General features: G+C 40.1%; 15 protein-coding genes and 1 riboswitch. Of the genes, 7 read left to right on the forward strand and 8 right to left on the reverse strand.

The features are described 5' to 3' along the window. Positions 1-302: 302 nt before the first annotated feature. Positions 303-548, forward strand: a complete 246-nt coding sequence (locus J8L98_RS20170; RefSeq protein WP_210997917.1) for a hypothetical protein — start codon at positions 303-305, stop codon at positions 546-548. A 516-nt stretch (positions 549-1064) separates the two neighbouring features. Here the strand turns inward: J8L98_RS20170 and J8L98_RS20175 are convergent. Beyond that, on the reverse strand, positions 1065-5294 hold the full coding sequence (locus J8L98_RS20175) for a DEAD/DEAH box helicase (protein ID WP_210997918.1): 4230 nt from the start codon (positions 5292-5294) through the stop codon (positions 1065-1067). A gap of 153 nt (positions 5295-5447) precedes the next feature. On the opposite strand from J8L98_RS20175, the gene J8L98_RS20180 reads away from it, so the two are divergent. Both J8L98_RS20180 and J8L98_RS20185 read left to right on the forward strand, forming a co-directional pair. Further along, positions 5448-5627, forward strand: coding sequence for a hypothetical protein (locus tag J8L98_RS20180; RefSeq protein ID WP_210997919.1), 180 nt, complete (start codon positions 5448-5450; stop codon positions 5625-5627). Between the two features lie 388 nt (positions 5628-6015). Further along, positions 6016-6267, forward strand: a complete 252-nt coding sequence (locus tag J8L98_RS20185) for a YkgJ family cysteine cluster protein (RefSeq protein ID WP_210997920.1) — start codon at positions 6016-6018, stop codon at positions 6265-6267. Positions 6268-6300: 33 nt separating this feature from the next. Here J8L98_RS20185 and J8L98_RS20190 read toward each other — a convergent pair whose 3' ends face one another. The 5 genes from J8L98_RS20190 to J8L98_RS20210 all read right to left on the reverse strand — a co-directional run bounded on the left by J8L98_RS20190 (position 6301) and on the right by J8L98_RS20210 (position 12193). Then, positions 6301-6708 (reverse strand): hypothetical protein, encoded by a 408-nt coding sequence (locus J8L98_RS20190; RefSeq protein ID WP_210997921.1) that lies wholly within the window; start codon positions 6706-6708, stop codon positions 6301-6303. Between the two features lie 287 nt (positions 6709-6995). Then, positions 6996-7550 (reverse strand): DUF4136 domain-containing protein, encoded by a 555-nt coding sequence (locus J8L98_RS20195; RefSeq protein ID WP_192507282.1) that lies wholly within the window; start codon positions 7548-7550, stop codon positions 6996-6998. 53 nt (positions 7551-7603) lie between these two features. Continuing rightward, positions 7604-10396, reverse strand: a complete 2793-nt coding sequence (locus tag J8L98_RS20200; protein ID WP_210997922.1) for an ATPase — start codon at positions 10394-10396, stop codon at positions 7604-7606. Further along, positions 10393-10944, reverse strand: coding sequence for a hypothetical protein (locus J8L98_RS20205; protein ID WP_210997923.1), 552 nt, complete (start codon positions 10942-10944; stop codon positions 10393-10395). Before J8L98_RS20205 ends, J8L98_RS20200 begins: the two co-directional genes overlap by 4 nt. After that, the gene (locus J8L98_RS20210) at positions 10931-12193 is read right to left on the reverse strand and encodes a hypothetical protein (RefSeq protein WP_210997924.1); all 1263 of its coding nucleotides are present in this window, start codon (positions 12191-12193) and stop codon (positions 10931-10933) included. Before J8L98_RS20210 ends, J8L98_RS20205 begins: the two co-directional genes overlap by 14 nt. Positions 12194-12342: 149 nt before the next feature. Between J8L98_RS20210 and nhaD the strand changes: the two genes are divergently transcribed. The 4 genes from nhaD (at position 12343) to J8L98_RS20230 (ending at position 17378) form a co-directional block, all read left to right on the forward strand. Continuing rightward, positions 12343-13590 (forward strand): sodium:proton antiporter NhaD, encoded by a 1248-nt coding sequence (nhaD, locus tag J8L98_RS20215; protein WP_210997925.1) that lies wholly within the window; start codon positions 12343-12345, stop codon positions 13588-13590. Between the two features lie 118 nt (positions 13591-13708). Beyond that, a riboswitch (Lysine riboswitch) is annotated at positions 13709-13880 on the forward strand. A gap of 87 nt (positions 13881-13967) precedes the next feature. After that, complete coding sequence (gene lysC / locus J8L98_RS20220) at positions 13968-15314, forward strand: lysine-sensitive aspartokinase 3 (RefSeq protein ID WP_210997926.1); 1347 nt, start codon at positions 13968-13970, stop codon at positions 15312-15314. Between the two features lie 102 nt (positions 15315-15416). Continuing rightward, positions 15417-15947, forward strand: coding sequence for a DUF924 family protein (locus J8L98_RS20225; RefSeq protein ID WP_192507288.1), 531 nt, complete (start codon positions 15417-15419; stop codon positions 15945-15947). 108 nt (positions 15948-16055) lie between these two features. Then, positions 16056-17378, forward strand: coding sequence for a sodium-dependent transporter (locus J8L98_RS20230; protein ID WP_210997927.1), 1323 nt, complete (start codon positions 16056-16058; stop codon positions 17376-17378). A gap of 54 nt (positions 17379-17432) precedes the next feature. On the opposite strand, the gene J8L98_RS20235 is transcribed toward J8L98_RS20230, so the two are convergent. Both J8L98_RS20235 and J8L98_RS20240 read right to left on the reverse strand, forming a co-directional pair. Further along, positions 17433-18737 carry an NAD(P)/FAD-dependent oxidoreductase gene (locus tag J8L98_RS20235; RefSeq protein WP_210997928.1) on the reverse strand — a complete coding sequence of 435 codons (1305 nt, stop codon included), beginning with the start codon at positions 18735-18737 and terminating at the stop codon, positions 17433-17435. A gap of 142 nt (positions 18738-18879) precedes the next feature. Continuing rightward, positions 18880-19746, reverse strand: a complete 867-nt coding sequence (locus tag J8L98_RS20240; RefSeq protein WP_210997929.1) for an AraC family transcriptional regulator — start codon at positions 19744-19746, stop codon at positions 18880-18882. Positions 19747-19760: the final 14 nt, after the last annotated feature.

The raw sequence follows: 19760 nt of genomic DNA on the forward strand, positions 1-19760 counted from the left end.
TATAACAGTACCGACTTTCAATTAATTGTAGGCTATTCACGGTATGGGATTTATATAATAATATGAATTTATAAGTATTTGAAGTCTACATGTGTTTCAATTCTTCCTGACTTATTAAGGTGAGTTAATATCAAGAATAAGCTTTCTTACTTAATATTTACGTTTATTCTTAATTCACCCTTTATTCTTGTTGATTTATCTTTTATTTAAGGCTAGGTTAAACGCTCATATGTTTTTTGCAGATTTTTACTCTGCTCTAAATACCAAAAAATAATTAAAAAGACATAATGGAAGAGGGAAATATGAAAAATATACTTAGTGTAGTAGCATCTTGTGTTGTTTTAGTAGGTTGTAATGCAACGGATGATGACGCCGATAAACAGGCCAGAAATACTAATGGATATAAGTGTGAGCAAATTAGAGTTTTAGGATCAAGTATCCCTAAAAAGGTGTGTTCTACTCGGGAGCAACGTAAGCAAGCTGAGATCCGCTCAAAAGAAGCGACAAGAGACGCGCAGCGCCCTGTTACATTAAATGGTATTGAATAACCGTTATGCGGTTCTAGGGCCTCAAGCAGTGCCCTAGGGCTTTTTCAAATTGATGAGTTCTTTCCTCAGTAATTTTCAATTTACGTAAGACTTAACTCGATACCGAATCGAGCACGAATGAGTCAATACGTTTTCTATACCTGTGATGTAACTGTTAAAGCGCTTCTTTAATAGCATATTTTAGATTGTTTTTTATCTCATGATTTTAACTTTTATTTTACACTTAATATTTTATATAAAACTGAATGTTATTATCGGTATGTTGTTTATAAGTAAGTAAAGGTAGTGCTGGTTTCTAATGTGAAAATTAGCATGTGGTGTTAAATAATAGTTAATATTATTTTTTAACGATTTGTTAATTTATATTTCTCTTTGTTTGTTATACTTGTAACATTAAATTCTCTCTTATTAACTTTATGTTTTTTCTGATCATCATGAATTGTGAGTTATTTATAGTCTCCTAGTTGTAACCTAATAGTCGCGGCGTAATCCCCCCCGAAAGTATAAACATCGTGGTTAAAAGGTTTTTTTAAGCATTGCCATGATATCAGTTACCGATAGTTTACTTACAGAGTCACTACCAGAGAGTAATGTTTGCGCGAGATCTCGTTTATGTTGATGCAGTGCTACGATTTTTTCTTCTATGGTGTTTATCGCAATCAATCGATAAACGGTCACCGGGCGCAGTTGGCCCATGCGATGTGCACGGTCACTGGCTTGTTCTTCTACAGCAGGATTCCACCATGGGTCCATATGAATAACGTAGTCGGCGGCAGTGAGGTTTAACCCTGAACCTCCCGCTTTGAGGCTAATTAGAAATACTTGACCTTCACCTTGTTGAAAGGCATTGACGCGATGTTGTCTGTCTCTTTGTGGTGTACTGCCATCTAGGTATTGATAGTCCACGCCCTTGCTATCTAAGTGCTGTTTGATTAGTTGTAAATGTCCTACAAATTGGCTAAAAATGAGGGCTTTGTGATTATTTTCTTGGAGTTCATTTAATAGTTTATCAAGAGCGATAAGCTTCGCACTGGGGAGCGCATTGTCTGAAAGTACCAGCGATGGATGACAGCATGCTTGGCGAAGTTTAGTTAATTCTGCGAGCATTTTGATTCTTTGTGCGCCAGCTTGGTCTTGTTGAGATGTCGCGGTGAGGTTTTCTATCGCAGTTAGCCGTAGAGCTTCGTAAAGTGCCATTTCTTCTTCACTAAGTTGCACTTTAACATTAATATCCGTTCTGGCTGGTAGTTCGGTGAGTACCTGATCTTTCATGCGACGCAGTATAAATGGTTGGATCAGGTTTTTTAATTGAGAACGGGCTTTTTTAGCGGCAATTGGATCATCTTTAACATTGTCAATAGGCGTTGAGAAACGTGCACTGAAGCGTTTTAAGTTACCAAGCAGGCCGGGGTTAACAAAACGAAACAAGCTCCACAATTCGGTCAAATTATTTTCAATAGGTGTACCAGTGGTTATAAGCTTAAAATCGCCTTTTAATGCACATGCTGCAATCGAACGCTGTGCTAAAGGGTTTTTTAATGCCTGAGCCTCGTCAGCGACAATCGTTGACCATGTGCACGCTTGCAGTAATGCGCTCTCTCGTTGCAGTAACCCGTAGCTTATAATTAAGCAATCAAGACTGTTGAGCTGTTTTAAGGCATCAGCTCGTTTGGCTGAAGTTTTAATATCAGACAACAGTTTTATATTTAATGTAGGGGCAAATTTAGTTGCCTCTTGTTGCCAGTTGAAACAGACTGAAGTAGGCGCTATCACTAAGCTGGGACCTAAGTGTGCTCGAGAGACGAGCAGCGCAAGTGCTTGTAGTGTTTTGCCAAGCCCCATATCATCAGCTAAACACGCCCCAGCCCCCCAATGGGCAAGTCTCGATGCCCAATCAAATCCTTCAATTTGATAATCACGGAGTGTGGCACGTAATGTTGTGGGAACTTTGCATTCAAGGAGGTTAGCTTGCGTCATTTTAACATGTTGTTCATCCCAAGCATGTAATGTTTTCATTCTCATTCCTGTTGTTGCCTGTGATACATGTAAGCTGGCAAGTGGATGAAATTGTCCATTATCTGTTGCGATATTAAGTTGGTCTAAGCGTTGCTTTAATTCATCAGATAGGGCGAGTATTTGATGGTTATCCAGTTCTATAAATCGGCCATGAGCTTGAGAGGTTAACGAGAGTAACCTCTTAAGCTCAATTACATGAGAATCGTCAACGACCAAATGGCCCGATAAATCAAACCATTGATGTTTTTTGCTCAGAGCCAATTGCAAATGATGACTGTGCAGTGGTTTTGTCAAAGTCATTGTTTTACCTTTCGGCCAACGAAGGGTCAAAGGAATAGGGCAGGGATCTAACGCCGTGGTATGGTCTAGCTGCTGAAGTGTCTCCAAAGCAGTTTGTAAATCGTTAAGTTGGAGACGATTGTCTTGCATCGATAGAAATGCAGGGCAATGCGTATCTAATATATCAAGGTACTGCTCTTCTTGGATGAGGTTGCGACTAGTCGCAACGCGTTTGCCATTAAGTTCTGTGGTTATTTTGGCATTGCCAATACCAGGTTTGAACGTTGGCCCTTGCTCACCAAATGGCATCACAAAACAGGTAAACTCAAGTCCATCATGAAATGGTTGAATATTGATGACTAATCGAGCATCAGCAGGGTGGGTTTCAAGCCCTGTATCTAGTTCAGCAATGCTTGATTGAATGTTGAGTAAAGGCGCAATCGCACTGACGCTTTCTAGCACCTTTTCTTTAGCTGATATAGGAATTGTTAACCCTTCTTCACCAATGATCTGCGCGACTTTTAAGTGTTCTGGTGCAAAGACTGTAAGTCGATATTGCTCTGGGGCATATTCAGTTAACGAGTAATTCAATGGTATGCCATTCAAAGTTGCGGGAATCTCAGCGATACTCAGTACTAAATGATCATTTTGTTGCGTGATAAGTAACTCGGGCTGCGCCTTGTTCAATTCAATGGGTGTAAATACATCATCGACTAAAAATAAGTTCGGTGCACCGCATGCGGCGGTGAGTGCCCTTGCGCCTTCCAAAGTATAATGGGTTTTATCTTGCCATTGATTTGCTCTATTAATATGTGAACAAATATTAATGTCTTGCTCAGACATAAAAGTAAACTCGTGCGATTGTTCGTATAGACGTTGTAATGATACAGGGCGACCTTTACTCCATCCCGATGTCGTTTTTTTTTGCGCGCGTGCAGACAGTGAAATGCAAAACGGTGCTATGGTTATCTCCCATATTAGCCTTGAGGCTGTGTCCGAAAGGTGAGTGTCAGCTGATGTGTCTTCAGGAGCGAGCGAAATGAGTTTATCAAGTGCGAGATCCCAGCTTACTTTATGTGAAATAGCCTGTGTTAAATCAAAAAGGTTATGAGTGCTAGGGAGCTCTACGTCAACGCTGTTATTAACATTAAAGTGTGGCGCCAATTGTTCAATTAATAGGGAAAATAAGCGGTAATCAGTTGCTTCAAAAAAAAGATATGCACGGTGAAGGGCTTGCGAACTGAGCTGCTGTTCATTCGATAATGGTTGACACCACTTTACGGCCAGAGCATCAAAATAATGTATTAGATGAGCATAAAATACGTGATGACTATGTAGAAACGTGAAGTCAGGTAGCAAAGATATATACGGTGTTGCTGTTGATAAGCTCTCAATAAGAGGGAGCATAAATTGACCTACGTAATGGCTGTGATCCTGACTATTTTTGTCGTGGCTTTGGGCATGTACATGTTTTTCTGCAAGTGAAAAGTAAGTCGCGTCTAGTTTGTTTGCCGCAATTAATAAAGTTAACTGATAAAACAGGCTATACAGTCCATCCAAGTGTTGAAATTTCTTTTTTCCATATTTATTTTTAGCCGTAAGTGCTTTACTGAACAAATTAAGCGCACTGTCTACGTCACCTGCCAACAATGCAAGGGTTGCCTTGAGTTGCAAGCTATAACAGCTATTGTCGCTCGGTACCATTAATAGGCGCACTTTGTTTATTTTACCTTGTAATAAATACTGTTCGGCTAAAAGAAGACTGAGGGAGCGTTCACTATTATTAGTGTCGTGTACCTGCTCTAGCAATGTTAATGCATAGGCATTTGAAGCGCCTCGCTGGCGAAGTACATAAAACCAGCATGCAAAAGATTGATATTGAAGCGTGTCTGGTAAGGTCACAAAATGTGTTAGCTGAAATGGGACAAAATTCAGCTCAATTAATATTTGACTACGCTGATAGTCGATTTGCTGTGGATTTTTATGTATTTTTAGATGTTGGACCATCTTGTTGTGATCATTTAAGAAATAAAAATCCCGAATTAATCGTTGTTCATCATCAAGCGTTTGCTCCCAATCATACAATTGTATAACAGGAACAACCGTTTCACCGGCCTTTAAAATGGTAAAAAACACGTCACGAGTGATGGCTTTATGCGTAAGCTGATGAGTGAGTAAATGGGTGAGTTTTAGCTCATCATTATGTATGCGAATAAATCCCAATTGTTGCCAAGCTTTAATCGCGTTTGATGTAATACGCTCATAGGCGTAGTGTTTGGAATCAAATGCTTGTTTATCTAATTGTTTAAGGAGTTTGTTTAAATTCCCTAAAGAAATGGGTTTATAAATCACGGCCATGACCGTGAATATCCATTGCTCAGCATGTGATAGAGATAAAAACTGGTGATAACAGGCATCAATTTCTTGCGGCAATAGAGCTGTGATTTTCATAGCGTTAAGTGTGTACTTAATAGCAAATTAAAGAGCGCTAATTTAACACATAATTTAGTTGCTTAAATAGTCGGTTATGTTGGTTGTGCATTTGCTTGTTATTTGAGTGATAGGAGAAGAGGTATTCGCCCTTTAAAGGTATCTAATGCGTCAATGGTGATAACCCTCGATTCGTTTGTGGGCAGAAAGCCGAACTTCGAAGAGGATACGTCGATTGCTGGGGATGGTGAATATCGAGAAGATTTTATACCTCAGGTATTACTAAAATCTGCGGATATAGAGGCATCTGGCAATGATGTTGCAATGCAAAAGGCATTTGCATTTTTTAAATAAGCTCAGGTTTGGATAAGGGTTTTGGAATAGAAAATGTTTTATAAACAAACTCACATACAATCCAATGATGATATTTTGTTCAATATCAAGGCGCTTTTATGCAGTCATAGCGGGCTATTACAAATGAAAGCAACGCCGAGAGTGAGAAAAATAGCTTTATTGGGCAAATTCGCTTATCCAGAGCCGAGGTTAAATAAAGATATAGCTGGGTAATTTAAGTTTTGTACATGCGCATTGTTATCAAGGAAAGTAACTGAATCAACACGTACTGTGAAGCAGTGTATACCGTGATTGTGAGATTAACTGCCTGTTGTAGCTAGTGCTATAAAAATCGCGTAAAGCAGAGCGATTTTTGATATACTGCGTGCTTTATTTTTAGGGCTATGTTATGGAATGTCGTTTACATTGTGGTGCGTGTTGTATAGCGCCGAGTATAAGTTCAAGTTTTCCATTGCACCCAAATGGAAAAGCGGCGGGTGAGCGCTGTAAAAACTTGTCAGATGATAATTTATGCAAATTATTTGGTCAGCCTGAGCGTCCTAATGTGTGTCACGATTTTAAAGCGGTTGAGTGGGCATGCGGTAAATCTTCAACGGAAGCGTTATTAATATTAACAAACATGGAAATTATGACGTGTTAAATTGCGCTATGTTCAAACATAGCGCTCTACTCTTTATTGGCCTAGTAGTTCATTTGCAAGAGGACCGCCTTGGCCCCAGTAATTTGCATGGGCAGTGGCATACCAATTTACGTCAGCCCATGTGAAATCTTTATAATAGATTTTATCAACACACGCATTCACTTCATGCTCACCTAGGCCAACTCTGACAATACACGTTGTACCAGAGCAGTTAGCATTATATCTGCTAATATCCCATTCGACACTTTGGACTGGTTTTGACGTATTGACTTTAAATACAGCAGCACCTTGACGTGTGTGTGTGAGTGACTCACCACCAAAACAGGTGCCTTGCCTGTACTCATCATATGCTCTTGTATCTACATAACAAGATACTGAACTTGCTAATGCTGCACCGCTAAATAATGTTGCACCAATTAGTGCGAGAACTGCTTTTTTCATGATTAACTTCCTTTTATTAACTTATTGGTTGCTTGGTTAATGAGTGGTTGGTGAGCATTTATATCATTTTTACAACATGATATTATCAAGTTGATGGATGTTTTATACGCAATGTGTGGGTCAGTCAATTCTAAAAATGTTCGGGCTGTATTGGTGTGGTGACTGGTGAATAAGTAATTATTGTGATGTGTGTTGAAACATGTAAACAACACACTTATGTTTAGGCTTATAGCCTAAACATAAGTGTTACTGGGCAACTTGATACATGTATCATCGCCAATTTATTATCAGTGGACTTCCACAGGAGGAAAGTTTTCAAGAATTGCAAACACCGTTTTATTCACAGATGTGGTACGTTGTTCTGGAGTTTGTTTGTTACGAAGGCGGCCTTCTTTTGCACCACGCCATACTAATTGATTAGATGCTTTATCTATGACATCTATTACCAGCGTCCCTACATCATATTCTCGAGCATGGGTTTGTGTTTGGTAACCGAAGCCCCAGTAATTCCAACGAGCGGAATAACTTGTATTAAATGAATCTGCTTCTATTTTACTATCAACAGATGCGTGATAGTTTACAAGAACGTCTGCGTTTTCACTTTCGACTAGTTTAATATTATGCTTTAACATTGCTTCAATAATGGCGTTGCGAACACGCTTTTCCATGAGATCATTTATTTGATAAGCATTTCCGCCATTATTTTTTAAATCAGCATCTGCAGACCAAGAAAATGTCTTGTAATTGGTAAACTTAACGGACTTATCGTAATCCCAATCAGGTGTATTACTGCACGCGCTGATCAATATGACCGAGGCAGCTAAAATAATATTTCTTAACATGTTTTATCTCCTAAAGGGCTGAATTACTTCAGCCAATACAGCATATTGTCCACTCAGACAGCTTGATTCGTAGAATGTTCCACTTCAATCCAATCTTTTTCAGACACCCAGTTCTGGCTACCGTTTTTAACACTTCGGATCGGCACGATATAGTCGCAACTTATTTGCGGCTTTACAGATGCAAATATTGGCACAAATCCAAAGCTTAACGCAGTTTCGATAATCGCTTTTTGGTTTTGTGGATCAATATCGGCGGCCTCATCAATATAAATCGGTATACGGTACAGAGCTTGTTCTTGGTCAGACAACAAATAACGTATAAATAACATACCACATAACAACTTAATTGTAATACGGGTGCCATTAGAGCCAGCTGAATCAATTTTATCGAAATGTTCAGTTTCGCCTGCGCGATTGACTATTTCAAAACGAATATCGAATAGATCAGTGAGTGTTAAACCCGCTTTCTCACTGGCCAATTTAATCAAGTGATCTTTGGCCTCATTGACGGCCTTTTCGTCTGAGGGCTGTTCTGAAAGTAAGTCTAGGTTATCTCCCTTTTCATAATTGTCAGAGGTGGCGATGATGGTATCAATACTCTCCACGAGCATTTTTCTAGGTATAATATTGATCTTAAATGACTTAAGATTTGAAATACGATGTTGGCTGATCCCACGGTTAAAGCTATTCATCTCTCGGCGGAGACGATCTAAGTCTTCACGCAAGCCCTTAATTGTTGCCGCAACCTCAGTCAATGCGACGCGCGCTTGACGCTCTACTGCGTCTCTTTCGTTGTCGATATTATGGTATGCACTAATAAGCTTGGTGTATTTATTTGCCTCATCCGTTTCATTATCAAATTTGGTGATCCCTGCATTGTAAATATGCAAGTAAGTATTTTTAACGTTAACCGCTAAGTTTCTTAACTCATTACAATCTTTATTAAATTGATGAATGACTTCAGATAGGTTATCAAACTCGATGGTGATTTCTATAGGATAGGGAGCAAGCGAGCCACTGTACAAATTCAATGTATGATCTAGTCGTTCGGACTTTACTTGGCGTAATCGATCAGCTTGGCGAGTTAATAAATCTTGTTTACTTTTAATGATGGAGCGTCTGTCAGAGATGGAGCCAGCATTGCGTTGAACATCTTGTAAATATTCGTCAACTTGCTCTCGCTCGACGTGCAATTGCTCTTTTAATAACTCTTGTGCTTCTACTGATTGTAGCATTGTTTGATATTGCTCGAATCGTTTGAGTGATCCTTCCAATGCCATGAGTTCATCATACAATGCATCACGCTCTTGTTGTTTTTGGGCAACGTTTGCCGCAACGTCTCGTTGTTGTTGAAACTCTTTCAATGATTGCTGAAGAGCGGTTAACTGTGCAGCTAATTGCTCCTTATTTTCACCACTTTGCATTTGTACTGGAGCCAGTTTTTTAAGTTTAATACTGGCACCAGGGACCGTCAATTCACCTCCTTTTACTGAGGCGGATAGTTGACTTAAGAACTCACCAAAAGCATCTTCATCGGTGATACTAACTTCACCTTGGTTGGTCGTAGCAAATGACAATAAATCAGGGTTAAGTATACGAGAGATTTCTTCAACCTCTTTGAGTGATAGGTCTTCACGCATACGTGTAAACAAGTTAAATTCTAAGTTCTTGAGTTGTAACTTTAAGCTCTTAATTTGTTTTTGTGTTTCATTGATCCTAAAATCGAGCGTATGTAAGCTTTGTCCATGCGCGCTATTGATAGAAAAAGACAGCTGTTCATATTCTTTTTTCAATAGCTGTAGATTGGTTTTTAGAGTGGCGTGATTGGTGAGCTCAAACTCAGTTTTTAGGCCGTGGTAGTTAATAAACCATTGTTCAATTTGTGTTTGACGACGCTCAATGTCTCTAGACTGTTGTAAATATAACTGCTGTTTTTGTTCAAAATCGTGTTTCTCTTGTTCAATGTTAGTCAGTTGCTCTGAAAGCTCAGTATGTTGCGATTGTTGGTATTCTTCATACTCGCCTAAGGCAATATCTATTTTAGGTGCGTAAGCTGCTAGCTTTCCTTTGAGTGTTGCATCAGTGTTAAGCATTTCCTCTAATGCACCGATGGGCTCTTGCATTGATTCTAAAGCGGTAAGTTCTCGACGGGAGCGATTAACTTTATCGAATGCACGACGCCATACTTCGTAAAAATCAACTCGAGAGTTTGACATATGTCGCTCAAATACACGCAACATAAAACGTTTTACATCTTGTGCACCTAGCTTATGTAGATTAAGTATACGTCTAAATATTTCTTTATAAATAGCAGCATCTTGCACATTGTTAAGTGGGATCATTTTTAAATTAATGTCGCCATCAAATTGTGTGGCGCCGCCGGTTAAAAGTGCGTTGAGTTCTGCGGCTTTTAGTTCGACGGGACTCATGCCCTTGCTTTGTAGGTGTTTGAATAATTTAGTGTATTTTATGATGCTTTTACCTTCAGTAAAGTCATCTAGGTTTAGTTTACCTGGGTAGCAAAAAAATTGGTGTGCAAACCCAGCTATTTTGCCAAGGCCAGCAACGCCAATTACCACATCTCCATGGGGGAGGTTTGCTTCGAGCAAAATATAGGATTGGTCAGACGAAAAGTAAAACTTTCGTGTTTCTTCTAAATCATGGCCATCCCACTCGGTCAATCGTAAATCGTTGATAAGAGGAAATTGTAAGGCATTAATAACCGAACTTTTACCGGTGTTATTTGGTGCGCAGATAGAAGCACTTTTATTGAGTGGGATCACGCACTTCGCATAGCCCGCGGTATTTAATAGCGCTAATTTACTTAGGCCGTATAGTTCACTCATACTTCTTCCTCTAGTCCATCAAAATTTGTGTCGTTTACTTCCATTAGTGCATCAATATAACGATATACGGGCGCTAAATGGATAAAACCTCGCTCAGTTTCTTTCGCTAGTCCAAGTCTAACCATCCTGAGGTATACATCTTTACGGAGGTCGGAGCCTGAGAAAATCTCAAGTTGATCAAATAAGTGTTTATTTAACTGCACTAAAGTTTGCATCAGCTCTAGATCTGCCGGCTCGTCAAAAATTGCACGCAAAGGATCTTTTCCCTGATTGGCAAAGTGTTCGATAAGAATAAAGAGTGTGAGTGCAATGGCACGAGAAATTTTTCCCATGTTAGGGGTACTTTCATCACTTGCGAGATAGTAGAACCCACGAGCATCGTGTTGTAGATCATGGCCTAAGGCATTAAATAGTGCTTGATAGGCGCCAATGTTCTGGTCGAGTTGTTGCCATAACGTCGTGTCTTGCTCACTGATATGATAGCCACTGGCCAATTTCTTGTTAATGGCTTGTAATTCTGTTAGTTCTGTTAAATTAATTGTTGTCATTAGTGTGTTCTATTTTTGTACTGGCATTAAATGGGTAGAGAGAGAAGTCATGCTCTGCTATGTTCACTGTGACTCGCTGTTCATCTTGCGCCAGCTCCAGTGCTTCATCACTGATGAGCTTTTGATATAAAAATAATAACTCATCAGCGTCTAAGTCAGGGTAGTGCCCAGTGAGAAACCCGAGTAATGCAATTTTAGTTTTACCTGTATTTGAAAAGCTGTTCTTAACATCTGCATAGTCTGGAATATGCGGGCTTTGATATGCAGGGACATCACTTTGATCTGGAAGTTGATATTCATCATGTTCAAATTCGGCCAAGCCAGCCATATAAGCAACCATGTGTCGTTGCTGGCCAAGTGAAAAGCGCTGAATGTCTGATACGAACTCTGGTTGAACAGGGCTTAACATTGGATCAACCCCATTCTTACGGATCATTGCGAGTACTTTGGATGCTTGACGCGTAATTAAAGAGTTTCTGCGCAATTCTTCACGCAATGGCATTAACATATCTGCACTTTTTCTTAAGCTTTCCCTACCGATCAAGTGCATATCCAAGATTCGTGTGCGCAGTTGTTCAAGCATACGTTTGTCTTGGGCACCACGGCCATATAATTCAATATCATCAATTTGTTGGCTCAACTGATTTTCAATGACGTTAAAACAGGCATGAAACTCACCGCGTATATCAACCATTTCTAACATCGGTTCTATATATTCGTCAAATGCCTCAATAACTGCGCGATACCGTTTTTGTAGTGATATTGAGCTGCTATCAGATTTTGCTTGTTCGACAATGTTGAAAATGGCATTTTCATTATGTAAAAATAATTTAATGATCTTTCTGACGCGCTCATCCATGATTCGGCTAAAACGCCGTAGTTCACTTTGATCACCTTCATCAGCAGCTTGTTCTAGGCGGTTACCGAGTCGTTCAAGGTCTTTTACCAGAACGGTGATCTCTTGTGCCAAACCTAGGTGCTCTTCTTGTAACAGAAAACTTGCGAAATCTGCGACAGCCCGATTTATTTCCAGCTGCGAAGATTTAGCCAGTGGAATGATGATTTCTTGATTGAGTAAGCGATTAGTTTCTCTGAATATTCGTTCACTGGTCCATTGAGGATTTTTGTGTTTTATGATGTTTTGAACATCTTTGACGCTAAAATCGGTCATTTTAAAGCGTTTAAAAAGTAGCTCCAATACGCTCCAATGTTCATTTAGCGTATTTAAAACTTTCTTAGCTGGGATCATAACTTTCCAGAGTGTATCTTTTATGTGACGTTTATAGGAAATTAATTGGGCTTAGTCGTAGCGTATCCTATATGTAAGTGCTAGACTCCGCGCCGAATTACGTTACCTTTCTAAATTTTTAACTTTTAATTACAGGTTGTTTACGCATTATGGTTACGCCCATTATCCTTACCCTAATAGCGATTGCGTTTGTGCTTATCGTTATAGAGGATATCATCCATGTAAACAAGGCCAAAACCACCCTTTTTTTTGGTACTTTATGTTGGATTATCGCTTTTATCTCACCTATTCATGGTCAAAGCCCAGAAAATGTACAACATGCGCTAGATCATAACATTCTTGAAATCGCCACATTGTGGTTGTTTTTGATGGCTGCAATGACGTTTGTAGCTTATCTAAACTCTAAGGGGTTTATACAAAATATCGTGCATCGTGTTATGCCATCTCAGATCAGTGAGCGTAAGCTTATGTTCTTGGTAGGCATTGCCGCTTTTGTATTTTCCTCGGTTTCAGACAATATTACCGCAACCTTGATTTCTTTGGCAGTAGTTATGTCGTTGAAGCTAGATCCAAAGAAGTTAATTAAGTATGCAACACTCATTATTTTTAGTGTTAACTCTGGTGGTGTGTCACTCATTACAGGAGATGTAACAACATTAATGATCTTCTTAGCGGACAAAGTCACTATTCCTAATTTATTGTTACTTGTCGGTCCTGCGCTGGTGAGTGTGGTAGCGCTGGCAGCTATGTTGTCTATAGGTATGAATGAGCAACTACGCTTTGAAAAGCAGATACAAAGACGGATAGAGAAAACGGATATAACGATTGCAGTGATATTTACTTCGACAATTTTTGCGACGTTATTTTTGAGTGTGCAGTATCAAGTGCCGCCTTTACTTACATTCTTATTTGGTTTGTCGTTGATGTTTTTGGTTGCTCAATTCTTAATGCGCAAGAAAGATGTGAACAAGAAAATTATTGATTATATTCGAGAGATTGAGTACGACACTCTATTATTCTTTGTTGGTGTACTATTACTTGTTGGCGCGCTCAAAGAAGTGGGTGTCCTGGCCATGTTTACAGACCTGTATGTTTACATTGCACCAGAATATGCCAATTATTTAATGGGATTACTCTCAGCGGCAGTTGATAACGTACCGTTAACGGCCGCTTTATTAAAGGCCGATATTGTGATGACGCCACAGCAATGGTTGATGTTTACCTATGCGACAGGGGTAGGAGGTTCAATGTTAGTGATAGGATCTGCGGCGGGAATTATTGCGATGAGCAAAGTGAAAGCACTGACGTTTATGAGCTACTTGCGTATGTTTTTATATTTGTTGATTGCATATACCATTGGCTATGCTGGAGCGTATGTCGCAGGGCAATTTATGTAGTTCACTACAAAAGGTACAATTTAGCACTTGACACCTAGACGTCTAAACGTTACTTTGTTTTTAGCCCGCGTAATATGCGGGCTTTTATTTTGCCTGTGTTCAGTAATGACGAGGCAAAATAAACAGAAGAGGTGCGATACTTAGGTATTTAGTGAAAGGTGACGAACGCCAAAGACCACTAAAGAGGGAAGTACTCGCCGAGGAAGCTCATAGCACGTCACTGTGAACTTTCGGTTTACGAGGTTGAATCCTTGGAACTGTCACCGTTTTGGTGGAGAGCTTCTGGCAATGGTTCCTTCTTTATTTACAAAGCACCTTAATTGCCAAGTTCTCCTTATTTATTATGATTGCCCCCAATGCAGTCAAAAGGAGATATTATGAGTTCACAGTACACGGTCGCAAAGTTTGGTGGCACCAGTGTAGCCGATTTTGATGCCATGCACCGTTGTGCGCAAATTATTCACGATGACAATAATGTACGTGTTGTTGCCGTGAGTGCCAGTGCGGGAGTGACAAATCATCTAGTAACGCTAACGCAACAAAAAGCCGACGAAAGTGCACGTATGGCGTTAGTCGATAACATCATTAAAATTCAGGACTCGATTTTAGCCCATTTAACACTGGATGCGGATTTAGCACAGTCATTTAATTTAACCCTTGATGAGCTAAAGTGGTTGGCGTCTTTACCCGCGTTAAGTGCACAACAGTGTGATGAAATGTTGAGTTTTGGGGAGCGTTTATCGTCATTTTTATTTACCCAAGTACTCAGAGATATTGGCGTAAACGCCGAGCGATTTGATGTACGTAAAGTGTTAAAGACTGATAACCAATTTGGTAAAGCCACACCGGATATTGCAGCGACACAGGTGGCAGCTCACAAGCACTTAATACCATTGTTGGATGAGAAGGTGATTGTGACTCAAGGTTTTATCGGCAGCGATCCGTATAATCAAACAACGACGCTGGGACGTGGTGGCTCTGACTACAGTGCGGCTTTATTAGCGGAAGCTATAGAAGCAAAAAGTGTTCATATTTGGACTGATGTTGTTGGTATTTTTAGTACAGATCCGAGACTGTGTGTAAAAGCTACACCCATTGCCAAATTGAGTTTTGATGAAGCAGCAGAGATGGCTACTTTTGGTGCGAAGGTATTACATCCAGCAACAATATTACCAGCTAGCCGCAGTAATATTTCAGTGTTTGTCGGATCGAGCCGCGACCCACAAGCAGGCGGCACTTGGATTGAAAAAGACACATCATCACAAGCAGGGATCAGAGCTGTTACACAGCGGAAAAATCAAATATTGCTCACGCTAAAGAGTCCTGAGATGTTACTTGCTAGTGGTTTTTTGGCGCGTATCTTCACGATATTGAGTGCTTATAATATCTCAGTGGACTTGGTAACAACATCAGAAATAAGTGTCGCGATCACGCTAGATAACGCACTGAACGCGTCACGACCTGAACTTGATCAAGATTGTTTAGAAGAGCTAAGCCAATTTTGTCATGTTACTGTTGAGAACAATTTAACACTGGTGGCTCTTATTGGTTCTCAGATCCAGTTACGTCAGCATGAAGTCAACTTAATGCAAGTGCTCAGTGATTTCAATATTCGACTGATTTGCCATGGCGCAAGTAAGCACAATTTGTGCTTTTTGGTTGAACAAACAGACTCGGATAATGTGGTTCAAGCCATTCACGCGAAGTTACTGGAGGCTGCGTAGCGGCTAGTATCTTTTTAGTAACAATAACTAGTAATTAAGTTTTAGATTGCATGGCGGTTGAATCCCGAGTAAAGTGACTATTACATAAACTGGGAGGCCGTCATGCAGTATCAAGATATCTATAATTTTTGGTTTGTCACTTGTTCAGAGTCTGATTGGTGGCAAAAGTCTGCGCATTTTGACATCAAAATAAAATCCCAATTTATGGTTCATTATAGAATGGCTGTACAAGGAGAACTCGCACATTGGCGAGCTGATCCTGTGGGCACTTTGTGTGAAATAATCGTGCTCGACCAGTTTTCTAGGAATATGTTTCGAGATACACCAGAGGCTTTTTCTGCGGATCCATTGGCGTTGTGTCTCGCGCAAAATGCTATTGATAAAGGCTTCGATAAACGCTTAAATGATACTGAGCTAAGCTTTTTGTATATGCCATTTATGCACAGTGAAAGTAAAATTATTCACCAACAGGCTGAACAGCTTTTCAGAGCTTTGCCTAATTATGAATTCGAGTTATCCCATAAGCGAATTATTGATCGATTTGGCCGCTACCCACATAGGAATCAAATATTAAGCCGCGTATCTAATGATGAAGAGCTACAGTTTTTAATGGAAGCTGGCTCAAGTTTTTAGACATTAATCATATTTGTTGCGCCTATTCTAAATTTTCGACTCGCTGTCGCATTTTTCAAACAGTTAAGTATAATCAGCGGTCCAAAACAATAATCATATAGACTCGTTATGGCTCAATTGCGTGATGGCTTTCAAAGTCGACTTGGCTTTGTTCTTGCGGCGGCTGGTGCTGCGGTAGGACTTGGCAACATTTGGGGATTCCCCACACAAGCAGCGAACCACGGTGGTGGCGCATTTTTGCTTGTTTATTTCATTGTGATATTTCTTTTAGCGCTGCCTGCATTGTATACCGAGCTATATTTAGGGCATCAAGCGCAGGCTAACCCTGTTAAAGCATTAAAACAAGCGTGGCAAGAAAAGGGGCCGAATATTGGGGCCACGGCAGGCTATGTTGGATTATTTGGTGCCATTGTAATGCTGAGTTTTTATTCTATCGTTGCTGGATGGATGTTGGCATACTCTATAGAACCGATTGCTCGCTTTTTGGGCTTTGACCAATTGAGTGCTTTTTTGGTGGGAGAATCGACACTTCGTAACTTTATATTTACACCTGTGATGTTGATCCTAACAGCAAGTATCATATTGAAAGGAGTGAAGTCAGGCATAGAAATCTGGTCTCGGCGTTTAATGCCAATGTTATTGCTGCTTTTAGTTGCACTCATTGTTTATATCGGCACGTTAGACGGTGCAGCGCAAGGGTTTCAAGCTTATTTGGTTCCTGACTTTTCACATATCACAGATCCAGATTTAATTATTGCGGCAATGGGTCAAGCATTTTTTTCATTGTCTTTGGGTGTTGGCTGTATGATGATTTATGGATCTTACCTGAAGCCAAACGCGAACTTACCAAAGCTTACTGCAAGTGTTGCGTTGTTAGATACAGGCGTTGCATTCTTAGCTGGTTTACTGATCATTCCTGCGATATTTGTTGCCCAACATAACGGGGTTGAAGTGTTCCAAGATGGTAAGCTAATAGGTGAAGGGCGCTTAATTTTTGCGGTTCTTCCTGAATTATTTGCCAGTATGGGAGAGGTGGGTTTAGTTGTAGGTTTAACATTTTTTGTTTTAATGTCGATAGCGTCACTGACATCAACTATCTCATCAACTGAAATACCAGTATCATTCTTAGTAGAAAACCACGGCTTAAAACGACATGTTGCAACATGGTGGGTCACAGCGACTATTTTAGTTGCTTCATGCCTTATTATCTTGAACTTTGACTGGATGTTTGGGCTCGTAATAAGCTTGTTTACGCAGTATCAGCTACCATTAATGGGCTTATTTTACTTTATTACAGTAGGGTGGATGTGGAAGCGTGGCAACCAGTTACATCTCGAATGTAAAGGCCCACACTATTGGTTTGCCCAATATGTTCGTTTTGTTTGCCCTATTTTGATGACGGCGGTATTTGTAAACGTTGCACTTAAGTAGAGCGTATTATGCTACGGTCGACAATGGGTTGGGGGTAAACCCAACCCATTTCGTTTAATGTAACTTCATTTTTGGTCGGACAATTTTGAGCATTTTTTCACTCAGCCAAAGAATAAACGTACGGAGTGAGCCATGAATTGCGCGTTGATGCATTCTATACAACGAGACATACATTAAGCGTGCAACTTTCCCTTCAATGAAGAAACTGTTTTTAGTTAAATTCCCCATTAAATTACCCACCGCGGTGAATTGAGATAGATTTACCAAAGACCCATGATCTTGATAGGTAAATTGCTTGAGGGGCCTATCAAACACTGCTGCGATTAAATTATGTTGGACACATTGGGCCATTTGATGAGCCGATTGCGCCCTTGGGGGAACAATAGAGCCGTCAGCTTGGGTGAAGGCACAGCAATCACCAATGACATAAATTTGATTATCAACGGTACTTTGTAAGTATGAGTTCACTTGGATCTGATTATTTCGAGTCAGTTCAAAAATGTTTAAATCTTTAATGAAATCAGGTGCTTTTACACCTGCGGCCCATACTTTTATATCTGCTGGTATCGTGGTTTGTTGCACAGTGGTAAAGGCGCTTTTAGATGCAGATGCTACTTGGGTATTTTCGAGTACGGTGACACCCAGTTTAAGCAGTTCACGTTTAGCCGCGCTTGCTATTCGCTCGGAAAGAGCAGGCAATATACGTGGACCTGCTTCAACTAAGCTTATTTGCAACTGATTTGCAGTCATATTGTTCATGCCGTACATTTTTAATAACTGTGTAACATGATATAGCTCGGCTGATAACTCAACCCCTGTCGCGCCGCCGCCAACTATGGCAATGTTTAAGGGTTGGCTCGTATGGTTACTTTGGTGAATTCGGGTAAAATTATCTAATAGTGCGTGCTGGAAATTTTCCGCTTGAGCATGGGAGTCTAAAAAGAAACAATGTTCTTTTACACCAGGGGTATTAAAGTCATTGCTGACACTGCCAACAGCTAAGACCAGCTTATCATATTGTACATGCCGTTCTGGGAGGATTTGTTGTTGGTTATCACCTAACAGTGGTTTTAATGTTAGGGTGTGTTGATGAGCGTCTAGGGCAATGAATTCGCCTAAAATAAAGCGAAAATGATGCTTTGCAGCGTGGGCAGAGTAAACGACGCCATCTAAATCAGCATCAAGTGAGCCCGTTGCGACTTCATGCAATAATGGCTTCCAAATATGATTCCGGTTTTTATCAATGAGAATAATATCAGCGTATTGTTTTTTTCCTAATTTATGGCCCAGTTGCGTAGCCAGTGCTAAGCCACCCGCACCGCCACCAACAATCACAATCGTCGGGCGTTTTATAGACATAGTAATTCCTCATAAAGTAATAAAGGGCTACTATCAATATGCCTTTGAGTATTGATCATCAAGTAGTCCTTTATAACCTTGGGTAATGAGGCTACAACATCAATAACTTACCATACTTATTTGGTTGATTTAAAGGGAATAGTTAAATTAATGACGCTTGTTTCAATCGAGATCTAAATGCACTGGGTGTACAGGCTTTAATACTGAGAAAGCGGCGATTAAAATTGGAAATATTATTAAAACCACACTGGTCACTGATCACTGAAATAGGCGCCGAGCTACTTATTAATAATTTACATGCTTTGGCGATTCGTAGCTGATTAATGAATTCAGTAATGGTGCGCTCTGTGCGCTTTTTAAAAAACCTATGGAAGTGATTGGTACTCATATGTGCATACTGTGCGAGAGACTCAGCACTAAGCTGCTCACAGTAGTTGTCGTAAATGTAACTCATCACCTTTTCAAATTTGTCTTGTGCAGGGTCTAAGCTGTTAACAAATGAGAATTCTTGGCTCGATAATGTTTGAGCCTCACTTAAGCATAATGTATTAAGCAAGCTCATCAGTAGCGTAAAGCGTGTCAATGGGTCTGCTGCTTCCATCGCTTTGAACTGCGGAAAAATAGACTTAGCTGTAGCGGTACTAAAGCGAACACCGCACCTTGCTTTTTGTAATAATGTACTCAATGAATATAAGTCTGTGTTGTTTTGTATTAACCCTTCGAGCCACTTAACGGGAATTTGTGCAACATGTACTAATTGCTGCGAGCCATCTGGATTGGGAAGTGATTGCCAAGTATGTGGTAAATCGGGCCCTAACAGCACTAAGTCAAAATCACCATAGGGTGCAATATGATCCCCCACATGACAAACGCCTTGACTGTTTAGGGTTAAGCAAATTTCATATTCTGGGTGATAGTGCCAATTAAAGGGGATTTCATTTAGTTTATATAAACAATACCGCCATGAACAGTTGACGGAGGGAATAACCTTTTCACACATTGCTCTCATTAATAGCTCCTTTA

It is taken from the genome of Pseudoalteromonas sp. MMG013, from assembly GCF_018100885.1.
GTDB classification, from domain to species: Bacteria; Pseudomonadota; Gammaproteobacteria; order Enterobacterales; family Alteromonadaceae; genus Pseudoalteromonas; species Pseudoalteromonas aurantia.

What these genes read in the sequence shown, in the direction of transcription:
- J8L98_RS20170 (WP_210997917.1), top strand. Translation starts at nt 303, where the DNA reads ATGAAAAATATACTTAGTGTAGTAGCATCTTGTGTTGTTTTAGTAGGT.
- J8L98_RS20175 (WP_210997918.1), bottom strand. Translation starts at nt 5,294, where the DNA reads ATGAAAATCACAGCTCTATTGCCGCAAGAAATTGATGCCTGTTATCAC.
- J8L98_RS20180 (WP_210997919.1), top strand. Translation starts at nt 5,448, where the DNA reads ATGGTGATAACCCTCGATTCGTTTGTGGGCAGAAAGCCGAACTTCGAA.
- J8L98_RS20185 (WP_210997920.1), top strand. Translation starts at nt 6,016, where the DNA reads ATGGAATGTCGTTTACATTGTGGTGCGTGTTGTATAGCGCCGAGTATA.
- J8L98_RS20190 (WP_210997921.1), bottom strand. Translation starts at nt 6,708, where the DNA reads ATGAAAAAAGCAGTTCTCGCACTAATTGGTGCAACATTATTTAGCGGT.
- J8L98_RS20195 (WP_192507282.1), bottom strand. Translation starts at nt 7,550, where the DNA reads ATGTTAAGAAATATTATTTTAGCTGCCTCGGTCATATTGATCAGCGCG.
- J8L98_RS20200 (WP_210997922.1), bottom strand. Translation starts at nt 10,396, where the DNA reads ATGAGTGAACTATACGGCCTAAGTAAATTAGCGCTATTAAATACCGCG.
- J8L98_RS20205 (WP_210997923.1), bottom strand. Translation starts at nt 10,944, where the DNA reads ATGACAACAATTAATTTAACAGAACTAACAGAATTACAAGCCATTAAC.
- J8L98_RS20210 (WP_210997924.1), bottom strand. Translation starts at nt 12,193, where the DNA reads ATGATCCCAGCTAAGAAAGTTTTAAATACGCTAAATGAACATTGGAGC.
- nhaD (WP_210997925.1), top strand. Translation starts at nt 12,343, where the DNA reads ATGGTTACGCCCATTATCCTTACCCTAATAGCGATTGCGTTTGTGCTT.
- lysC (WP_210997926.1), top strand. Translation starts at nt 13,968, where the DNA reads ATGAGTTCACAGTACACGGTCGCAAAGTTTGGTGGCACCAGTGTAGCC.
- J8L98_RS20225 (WP_192507288.1), top strand. Translation starts at nt 15,417, where the DNA reads ATGCAGTATCAAGATATCTATAATTTTTGGTTTGTCACTTGTTCAGAG.
- J8L98_RS20230 (WP_210997927.1), top strand. Translation starts at nt 16,056, where the DNA reads ATGGCTCAATTGCGTGATGGCTTTCAAAGTCGACTTGGCTTTGTTCTT.
- J8L98_RS20235 (WP_210997928.1), bottom strand. Translation starts at nt 18,737, where the DNA reads ATGTCTATAAAACGCCCGACGATTGTGATTGTTGGTGGCGGTGCGGGT.
- J8L98_RS20240 (WP_210997929.1), bottom strand. Translation starts at nt 19,746, where the DNA reads ATGAGAGCAATGTGTGAAAAGGTTATTCCCTCCGTCAACTGTTCATGG.